Here is a 9,153-nt window from a genome sequence, read left to right on the forward strand (position 1 = left end):
GTCGACACGGCCAAGGCCAGCGCCAACACCGACGCGAGGCGCAGGGACGGCGCGGCCTGCGATGCGTTCGACAGCGACGTCGCCATGCGAGGACCCCCTGGGAGATGGATGTGGACGGGACGGACGGCGGCAAAGGAGTGCTCCCGACACGATATACCGTGTCGGCCGGAATGCGCCAATCCTTAGGCCGGACGGGTTTCAGGCCGGACGGGCCCTCAGGGCGAAGCCGTACCCCGGATGCAGCGTGGCCCCTGCGGGAAGGCCGCGGTTATCACATAATGATAGATGCCGTTCGGGAACTCCGGCGTGACGCCGGTCCGGCCGTTGCAACGGTCGAGGTCGCCAAGGCCGGGCACGAACTCGTAGTCCTGCTCGAACGACCCGAGCGGGTACTGCGCGACCGGTGGCCGACCGAGGTCCGCTGCGGCCTTCAGGCGGTATCCGGGCACCAATTCCTTGATGGCCGACGAAGCGTCGGTGGCGACGCTGTGGCCATAGCGTGCATAGATCGGGAACCCGTCGATCGCCCAGCCGACGAGCCGGATCCCCGTCCCGCCGCCGAGCTTGGCGATGAGACCGTTGGGCAGGCCGAGATAGCGGTACTCGCCCGTCGTGCCCGGCGTCGTGCCCGGATCGACGTTGCCGTTGCTGTCATCGACCCCGAACCGGAAGGCGGTCGATCCGATCGCTTCCATCGCCCAAGCCCCGATGCCGCCGTTCGGGTTGCAGTTGACGGTCGCGGCGGCCACCTCGCAACGTCCGCGCGTGCCGAAGGCGAACTTCACGCCGTTGAGGGCGAAGCCCGAGGTCGACGCCCCGCCGACGAAGCTGCCATCGCCCGCGATCGCCGGCGCCAAGGACAGGGTGGCGACGGAGTTCTGCGCGACGATCGAATAGGGGTTGTCCGCGTTCGGGAAGTTGCCGATCGGGTGGTTCGGGATGCCGTTGCGGACCACGGCACGGGTCGGGTTGCAGCTCCAGATGGCGCTGGCGTTGAGCCCGAGCTGCGGGTTCGTCTCCGAGACCAGGAACGTGCACAGCACGCCGTCCGTGCTGGTGGCCTGACCGCCGGCGCGCGGCGTCACCGACACCTGCCCCGAGGCCGGCCCGGCACCCACCGCACTGTTCGCCTGGGCCGAGCAAAGATAAGAGGTGCCGTTGACGAGCCCCGTGACCGTGAGCGGACTGGACGTGCCGCTCGCCGTACGGGTGGTGCCACCGCCGGCGCAGCTGACCGTATATCCGGTGATGGGCGAACCGCCGTTCGCCGACGGCGGGGTGAACGAGACGGTCGCGCTCGTGTTGCCCGGGATCGCCGTGCCGATGGTCGGTGCGCCAGGCACGCCGCGCGGGGTGGCAGTGACCGTGGCGGAGGCCGGGCCTGCGCCGAACGAGTTGGTCGCCACCACGGAGCAGGTATAGGTGACGCCATTGGTGAGGCCGCTCATCGTGATCGGGCTCGTCACGCCGCTCTGCGAGCGCGTGGAGCCGGGCGCGGTGCAGGTCGCGACGTGGTTCACGATGGGCGAGCTGCCCACCGAAGCCGGCGGCGAGAACGACACGGCGATGCTGCCGTCACCGGCGGTCGCCCCGCCGATCGACGGCGCCCCCGGGGGCGCGGGCGGCAGGTTGCCGCCGCCACCGCCACCGTTGCACGCGGCCAGCAGGGCGAGCGTGAGCAAGGCCGGGATCCGGACGGGGCAGCGCAGCGATGGGCGGGTCATGGCGGAGTCCTTAGGTTTCTTAGGGTCTCGGACAGGAGCGGATTCTAGCGCGCCCGACCTATGGCCGCTGCCGGAAGACATGGTCGAAACGCTCTTCGAGCAACGGATTCGTGCCGCGCAACTGGTCGACCACCTCGCGCGCCCAGTCGAAATAGGCGCGGCGGCGCTCGATGGACCAGCGCTGCGGCGGGCTCGAGATCATGGAACGCAGGTTGCAGATCTTGTCGGCGAGCTTGACGAGCCGCGCACGCGGCGTCGCGATCTTCGCGCGCGTGACCTGCAGCTTCTTGCGGACGCGCCAGTGGAGCGACGCCTCGTCGCTCACCTCCAGCACGATCGAAGCGATCTCCTCGCCGAACTCGCCCTGCAGTTCCTGGACGGAGGTCTGGGTGTCCTCGAGGGTATCGTGCAACAGCGCCGCGGCCAGCGTCACCTCGTCACGCACCCCGCCCTCGAACCACAACACATGCGCGAGCTCGAGCGGATGGTTGATGTATGGTTCGGCGCGCTGGCCCTTGCGGCGCTGGTCGCGGTGCTTCCAGGCGGCGAAGCGCGCGGCGCGCAGCAGCAGGCCGACGGCCTCAGGGCGTGAAGACGGCACGGTGATCATGGATGAACTGCGCCGGCGTGGTCGCGGGACGTCCCATGACGCGCGCCGCCAAATCGCGCGCGGCCTCGCCGCCCGTACGGCCGGTCGCGCCCGTGATCAGGATCATCGTCGTTCCCCCGCGCGCCTCGGCGCATAATCAGGGCGATTGGATACCACAGAACCCGAGGCAGCCGCCATGATCCGCAGCATCTGCGACCTCTCCGACGACCACCCTGCGCTTGCGCGCACCGTCGAACCGGTGTTCCGAGACTTCGGCGGCCTGCGCGCGTTCCATGGCCGCATCGCCACCTTGCGTTGCCACGAGGACAACCTTCTGCTTCGGCAGACGCTGTCGACCGCAGGCGAGGGTCGGGTGATGGTGGTCGACGGCGGCGGCTCGCTGCGCCACGCGCTGGTCGGCGACAAGCTCGGCGCGCTGCTGCTGCAGCACGGCTGGGCGGGCATCGTCGTGCACGGCGCAGCCCGCGATGTCGAGAACCTGCGCGACATGCCGGTGGCGGTCCGTGCGCTCGCGGCCTGCCCGACCCGACCGCGGCAGAAGGGCATCGGCGAACTCGAGGTGGCCGTGACCTTCGCCGGCGTCACGTTCCGCCCGGGCGAGTGGCTGTACGCCGACGAGAACGGGATCATCGTGAGCGCGACGCCGTTGCAGTGATGTCGCCTGCGCGTGGCTACAGCCAGCGTGTGCGGCTGTCGAACTCGATCTCGCGCGGCGGGGCGCTCGCGACCGGCGAGCCGACATGCAGGAAACCGATGATGGCGTCGGTCTCGGGGATACCGAGCGCGCGCTTCACGACGGGATCGTAAGCGGCATTGCCGGTCTTCCAGGCGGCACCGAGACCCATGGCGACCGCCGCCAGCCACAGGTTCTGCACCGCAGCACCGACCGCCACCCACTGCTCGACCTCGGGGACTTTGGGGTGCGGCTCCGCATGGGCCGATACCACCACCAGCACCGGGGACCGGAACGCCTTCTCGCGCTCGCGCAGCACAGCCTCATCGGCCACCTCGGGCATGCGCTGCCGCAAGGACTCGGCGAGCGCATCGGCGAACAGCCCACGCGACGGGCCTTGCAGGATGGTGAAACGCCAGGGCGCGAGTTTGCCGTGGTCGGGGGCGCATGCTGCCGACTGCAGCAAAGCCTCGAGCTGGGCGCGCGTCGGCGGCTGCTCAGCGAACTTCTTGGTGGAGCGGCGCGCCGCGATGATCGCCAGGACGGTGTCGGACCGGTCGGTCGGACGGAGTCTTGCGGGGGGCTCTGGCGGAGTCTCTGGGGTCGTCATCTTTTCGGAGAGCCTCTGCCTGTCTGGACGTACCGACAGACAGAGGATACCGGATGACCGCCCGGCCCGCCGGAGACGGCGGCAGGCCGGGCGATAAGGCCGTGGATCAGCCCGCGCCGCCTTCCTGCAGGATGGGCGAGAACACGGACGTCATCTGGAAGGCGAAGGCCTTGCCGCCGATCACGAAGACAATGACCGAAGCACCGCGCGCGGTCGGCTCACCCCAGGTGGCTGCATTCGCGAGGGACGCACCCATGGACGCGATGGCGACGGCGGCGACGGTGGCGATGCGGGAAGCGGTGTTGCGGGTGGCCATGGGGGCGTCTCCTGAAGTTTTGATGTGACCGTAATCACGGATTTAGTCAATCAGCACTCTAGGATACGGACTGCCCAGCCAGAACCGGACACGGGCGCCCCGTTGGAGGGGGGATTTTTAGGGGAAGAAGGTGGCTTGAGGGTTCCTCCAACGCTTCAAGTCGTCTTCTGTGGCGGGCGCGCCACGAAGATGTGCCAAAAAGACGGCCGCTTCACGCAACGCGGGTGCCCCGGGCGGCATGGCTCGCTCGAGGTCGGAGACCACCCCGGCCATCTGCTCCACCAAGCTCGCGCGCCCCGCTCTCTCCTCGGCCCAGCCGCCCCGCCATTTGACGAAAACCAGGGACATCCGGACGAGTGCGACCCGCGGGTGTCCGACGCCGAAGACATCCTGCGCCTTGCGGATCGCCGCCTCCAACAGCGGCACGGCGCTCGCGCGGTCCCCTATTCGTTCGAGGGCGAGGCCCCGATGCCAGACCGGGTACAGCGGCCACTCGCTGTCGTGGTCCCCTGCGAGCGAGGACCACGGATTCTCGGAAAGGGCCCGCAGCACCTCGTCGGGTCCGGCGAAGAGCTGCGCCCACTCGAGTTCGGCGACCCCGATGCGCAGCAGGTCGTTCGGCGTGGGATCGACGCGCATCGTCGGTGGCTTCGCCCGCCTTCTCGGGATCCCCAGCATGTCGACCGGTGCAGGGTCCTCGACGACGGATCGGCGCCAACGCTGGAGCGGCGCGCGGGCCTCATCCGGCCTGCCGAGCGCCATCCAGAGACGCGACTCCATCGCTGCCTCGCGCGATGACTGCGGACCCTGCCCTGCGCCACCGTCGGCCCGGCTGCGGCGATACCGCTCGCGCGCCGCCAACCAATCGAGCGCCTCCTGCGCCCGCCCGAGCCGCCAAAGATAAGCCGTATGGAAGAACTGCAGCGAAGCTGACGCGTCGGCGAACTCCCCGAACAGCGCGTCCCCCTCGGCCATCTGCGTGCGCAACAGCGGCCACCCCTCGCGCCACTCGCCGAGCCAGAACAGGTTGCCGAGCAACTGGCCCATCTGGTCGTAACGCTGCAAGCGGTCGAGCGACGCCCCTTCGAGCAGCCGCACGGCCTCGCGATGGTCGCGCAACGCGGCCTCGCGGTCGCGGTCGGGGGCGACCCGGTTGACGAAGGTCTCGCCCGCGCTGCGTCCATAGAGCGCGCGCACCTGCGAGGCGACGTCGCCGCTGCGGCGCGCTGCCTCCAGCGCGCGGGTGAAATGGGCCTGCGCGACCCGGCGGTCGCCGACGTTCAGCGCCAACCAACCGCGCAGGAACTCGTAGCGGTCGCGCAGCCCATCGGGCATCTGCTCGATGGGTGTCACCTCGCGCACCCGGTCGAGCAGCGGCGGGATGCCCTCGAGCCGACCCACCACCGCCAGCGCCTGTCCCTGCTCGAGCAACGCCGAGGCGATCTCGTCGGACGAGGCTCCGTGCCCGTCGAGCAGCATCGCGCGCTTGCCGTGGATCTCGACGACGCGGCCCACGTCCCCGAAACGGTCCCAGACCTGGGCGACCGAGTGCAGCACGTCGGCCTGCAGCGCCGGGTCACCGTCCAGACGGTCGATCAGCTTGTCCTCATTGGCCGACAGCAGTTCGCGCACGCTGACGTCGCGCCCGCCATGCAGCGCAGGATTGGCGTCGTTGAAGATGCCCATCACGAAATCGCGGGTGGCGTTGGCGCGCCGCGCCTCCTCCCGCGCCACCTTGGCTTGCTGCACCGCCACCAGGCCCGCCACCGCCACGGCGGTCACCGCGGCCGTCACGCCGCTGGCGATCCAGCGGTTGCGCAGCAGGAACTTGCGCAGGCTCACCCATGCCGAGGGTGGCCGCGCCTGCACCGCACGCCCGGTCATCCATCGCCGCAGGTCGTCGTGCAGGGCCACCACGGTGCCGTAGCGCTCGCGCGGGTCGCGCGCCAACGCCTTGAGCACGATCGCATCCAGGTCGCCCTGCAACTGCCGGGCGAGGCGCTTGGGCGTCGTGTCACGGGCCTCAGCCGCCTGCTCCTCGATCGCGGAACGGCTGGGCGCCCGCACCCGACCCTGGAGGATGGCCTCTTCGTAGTCCCGCACCGAGCCGCGCGCGATCGCGTACGGCGAGCAGCCGCTCAGCAGCTCGTGGAGCATCACGCCGAGCGAGTAGACGTCGGACCCGACACCGAGGCGCTGGCCCTGCATCTGCTCGGGGCTCGCATAGCGCGGCGTCATGGCGCGGGCCGCGGTCTGCGCCGCCGCATCCTCGAGGTCAGCGCCCTCCGCGCCCACCTGCTCCATCAGCGACGAGACGCCGAAGTCGAGCAGCTTGGGCTCGCCGCGGACGTTGACGATCACGTTCGCCGGTTTCAGGTCGCGGTGCACCACCAGCGCGGTGTGCGCGTACTGCACGGCCTCCAGGATCTTCATGAACAGCGCGATGCGCGCGCGCACGTCGAGCCGCCCGTCGTCGCAGAACCGGTCGAGGCTGACGCCCTCGACGTACTCGATGGCGAGGAACGGCCGGCCGCGCTGGTCGACGCCGGCATCGTAGAGCCGGGCGATGTACGGGTGGTCGAGCGCACCGAGGATGTCGCGCTCGCGCTCCATGCGCACGGCCAGGCCCTCGGCCCAGGCCAGCCGCGGGAGTTTCAGCGCCAGCTTGCGCTTGAGCTGGCCATCGGCGCGTTGCGCCAGCCAGACCGATCCTTGTCCGCCGCTGCCGATGCGCTCGAGGATGCGGTAGGGCCCGATCTCGTCGCCGGCCTTGAGGTCCGTCGCGGGCTCGGACATCTTCGGCAGCGTGTCGAGGAAAGTACGGGTCTGGATGCCCGCCTGCGCCGCCAGCAGGCCGCGCAACGTGGCCTTCAGGCCGTGATGTTCAGGAGCAAGTCGCTCGAGCCACGCCTCATGCTCGGACGGGTCGAGTTCCAGCGCCTCGTCGAGGAGCCGGTTGATGACCGCCCATTGCTCGGAAAGATCGGAGAGCAGTTTCAAGGATCGCCGTCCGTCGCGGAGCGCTGACGGCGCGGGGATATCACCCGCGACAGACCGCCACGCTGGTCAACTCGACACCAAGGCGGCCGCGGAAGGCGGCCGACGAAGAATGAGTATAGCCCCGCCCACGGCGTCCATGCGACAGCGCTCAAGGGCGCCGGGCGGGACCGCAGCAGAGTCGAGCCCCGCGCAGACCGCGCTCGCCGCCTCGACCAGCCGGCGTTCGAGTTCCAAGGCGCCCTCGATGGTGCTGAGATCGAGGTCGCCGTAAGGGATGGTGACGCCGTCGGGCGTCGGGTCGGGTCTGTCGAAGCCGGTCGCGAAGAGACTGGCGGCAGCGAGACCCAAGAGAACAGCGACGGTGGCGGGTGCGCCGCCGCGGAAGTGCGGGCGACGGATGCTGGCGGTCATCGACCGGATCGAGCGTCGGGTCATCAACCCCTCGGTCAGCGCCATGAGGAACGGCGTCCCACCCTCATATACGGGAAACGACCGCGAAAGCGGACATCGCAACCCGCATCCGCAGCGTCAGTCGTCACGCCACCTTCGGCAGGCGGTCGAGGAAGGCGCCGGACTCGATGCCGCACTGCACGTCGAGCAGTTGGCGAAGCGTCGCGCGCACGGCGAGATCCTCTGCGACGAGACCGTCGAGCCAACGCTGACGCGCTTCGGGCGCGAGGTCGAGAGCCTGGTCGAGCAGACCGTTGATCACGGGCCACTGGGGCAGAAGACGAGGAAGTAGCGGCATATCGGACCTCCGATTCTTTGAAATACGGCGTTGCTTGTGCGGCGATTCACCCGAAGGGCACGAATCACCTGCTTACCGAAGAATACGGAACGACCCGATGCGACCGGACACGATGGCGGAAAAAAAGCGGCCCACAGCCGCACCGACCGGATGCCGGACGCGCGGCACACGCCGCGCACCGCAGCTACTGCTGCGTGCGCAGCGCTGCAGCCAGCAGCAGCCGCGCCTTCTCCCAGTCGCGGCGGACGGTGCGCTCGGTGACGCCCAGCGCCTCCGCGATCTCGGCCTCGCGCAGGCCGCCGAAGTAGCGCATCTCCACGACCTTGGCGAGGCGCGCATCGAGCCCGGAGAGCTGCTCGAGCGCCTCGTGCACGTCCATGATCTCGTCCTCGCCCGCGGGCACGCGGTCGCGGACATCGGTGTTGAGCGTGGTGTGCGCCGCGTCACCGCCGCGTCGCTCGGCCTGCCGGGCGCGCGCCACGTCGACGATGATCGAGCGCATCATCTGCGAGCCGTAGGCGAGGAAGTGCGCGCGGTCCCTGGGGGTCAGGCGGTCGGCCGCCGTGAACTTCAGGAAGCACTCGTGCACCAACACGGTGGTGTTGAGCATGGTGTTGCGCTGGTGCGCAGCGAGCCGCGCATGGGCGATGCGGCGCAGGTCGGGGTAAAGCGCGTCGAACAAGCCGTCGAACGCCCCCCGATCGCCGTCGCGGGCACGGCCGAGCAGTACGGTGATGTCTCCCATGCGACCGAATATAGCCCAAATCCGCGACCGGAACCCCTTGGGACCCGGGGACCCGCTCCGCTCCGCAGGGGATCAGCCCCCGCGTCCACCCCCGCCGAGCAGCGCGCGCACGCCCTCCTCGACCTGCGCCATCATCGCCTCGAAGCCGTCATCGCCCCCGTAGTACGGATCCGGCACCTCGCGGTCGTCGAGGAACAGGCGGATGGGCACGGCGCTGCCCGGCGGCCGCCGCGCCTCGAGCTGCGCGGCGTTGTCGCGGTCCATGGCGAGGACCAGATCGTGCGCGGCGAAGTCCGCCGCCGTGATCTCGCGACAGCGGAAAGCGGTCAGGTCGTAGCCGCGGGCAGCGCAAGCGGCGATCGAGCGCGGATCGGCCGAGTCGCCGGCGTGCTTGTCCTTGAGGCCCGCCGACGAGAAGGTCCATCCCGTCGCCCCGGCCCGCGTCGCGAGGGCCCGTGCCACGATCTCGGCCACCGGAGAACGGCAATAGTTACCTGCATCCACGAACAGCACTCTCACGTCGGTCTTCTCCTTCTTCAGGTGGTCCTTCAGGTCGTCGGTTCGATGCCCGGCGCCGCCCGGGCCGTCGCGGCGGCGGCCGGCGGGGCGGCGCTCGCCTCGCAGGCGGCGACCGCATCATCGACACGGCGCAGCCAGTCGCCCGGATAGCGCGCGGAATACCAATCGCGCAGCGGCGCGGTCGCGGCGCGGAACTCGGCGCGCTGCG

Annotated in this window: 10 protein-coding genes; 1 reads left to right on the plus strand and 9 read right to left on the minus strand. The window is 70.0% G+C overall.

Annotated elements, in window-relative coordinates; genetic code table 11:
- Nucleotides 1–215: 215 nt before the first annotated feature.
- Both ACIQ2L_RS13595 and ACIQ2L_RS13600 read right to left on the minus strand, forming a co-directional pair.
- Nucleotides 216–1,724 carry a YHYH protein gene (locus ACIQ2L_RS13595; protein WP_396159738.1) on the minus strand — a complete coding sequence of 503 codons (1,509 nt, stop codon included), beginning with the start codon at nt 1,722–1,724 and terminating at the stop codon, nt 216–218.
- Between the two features lie 58 nt (nt 1,725–1,782).
- Entirely contained in the window at nt 1,783–2,334 is a 552-nt protein-coding gene (locus ACIQ2L_RS13600) for an HD domain-containing protein (RefSeq protein WP_396159739.1), read from the minus strand.
- 145 nt (nt 2,335–2,479) lie between these two features.
- On the opposite strand from ACIQ2L_RS13600, the gene rraA reads away from it, so the two are divergent.
- On the plus strand, nt 2,480–2,989 hold the full coding sequence (gene rraA, locus ACIQ2L_RS13605; RefSeq protein WP_396159741.1) for a ribonuclease E activity regulator RraA: 510 nt from the start codon (nt 2,480–2,482) through the stop codon (nt 2,987–2,989).
- Between the two features lie 16 nt (nt 2,990–3,005).
- Here rraA and ACIQ2L_RS13610 read toward each other — a convergent pair whose 3' ends face one another.
- The 7 genes from ACIQ2L_RS13610 to ACIQ2L_RS13640 all read right to left on the minus strand — a co-directional run bounded on the left by ACIQ2L_RS13610 (nt 3,006) and on the right by ACIQ2L_RS13640 (nt 8,945).
- Entirely contained in the window at nt 3,006–3,617 is a 612-nt protein-coding gene (locus ACIQ2L_RS13610) for a nitroreductase (protein WP_396159744.1), read from the minus strand.
- A gap of 106 nt (nt 3,618–3,723) precedes the next feature.
- Entirely contained in the window at nt 3,724–3,933 is a 210-nt protein-coding gene (locus ACIQ2L_RS13615; RefSeq protein WP_396159746.1) for a hypothetical protein, read from the minus strand.
- A 117-nt stretch (nt 3,934–4,050) separates the two neighbouring features.
- Nucleotides 4,051–6,933 (minus strand): protein kinase, encoded by a 2,883-nt coding sequence (locus ACIQ2L_RS13620; RefSeq protein WP_396159748.1) that lies wholly within the window; start codon nt 6,931–6,933, stop codon nt 4,051–4,053.
- Between the two features lie 66 nt (nt 6,934–6,999).
- Nucleotides 7,000–7,389 (minus strand): UrcA family protein, encoded by a 390-nt coding sequence (locus ACIQ2L_RS13625; RefSeq protein WP_396159751.1) that lies wholly within the window; start codon nt 7,387–7,389, stop codon nt 7,000–7,002.
- 79 nt (nt 7,390–7,468) lie between these two features.
- Nucleotides 7,469–7,681 (minus strand): hypothetical protein, encoded by a 213-nt coding sequence (locus tag ACIQ2L_RS13630; protein ID WP_396159755.1) that lies wholly within the window; start codon nt 7,679–7,681, stop codon nt 7,469–7,471.
- A 184-nt stretch (nt 7,682–7,865) separates the two neighbouring features.
- Nucleotides 7,866–8,426 carry an ECF-type sigma factor gene (locus ACIQ2L_RS13635; RefSeq protein WP_396159757.1) on the minus strand — a complete coding sequence of 187 codons (561 nt, stop codon included), beginning with the start codon at nt 8,424–8,426 and terminating at the stop codon, nt 7,866–7,868.
- 72 nt (nt 8,427–8,498) lie between these two features.
- Nucleotides 8,499–8,945: a low molecular weight protein-tyrosine-phosphatase gene (locus tag ACIQ2L_RS13640; RefSeq protein WP_396159759.1), complete on the minus strand. Its 447-nt coding sequence runs from the start codon at nt 8,943–8,945 to the stop codon at nt 8,499–8,501.
- Between the last annotated feature and the right edge of the window lie 208 nt (nt 8,946–9,153).

This window comes from Flavobacterium sp., assembly GCF_044369455.1.
GTDB lineage: Bacteria > Bacteroidota > Bacteroidia > Flavobacteriales > Flavobacteriaceae > Flavobacterium.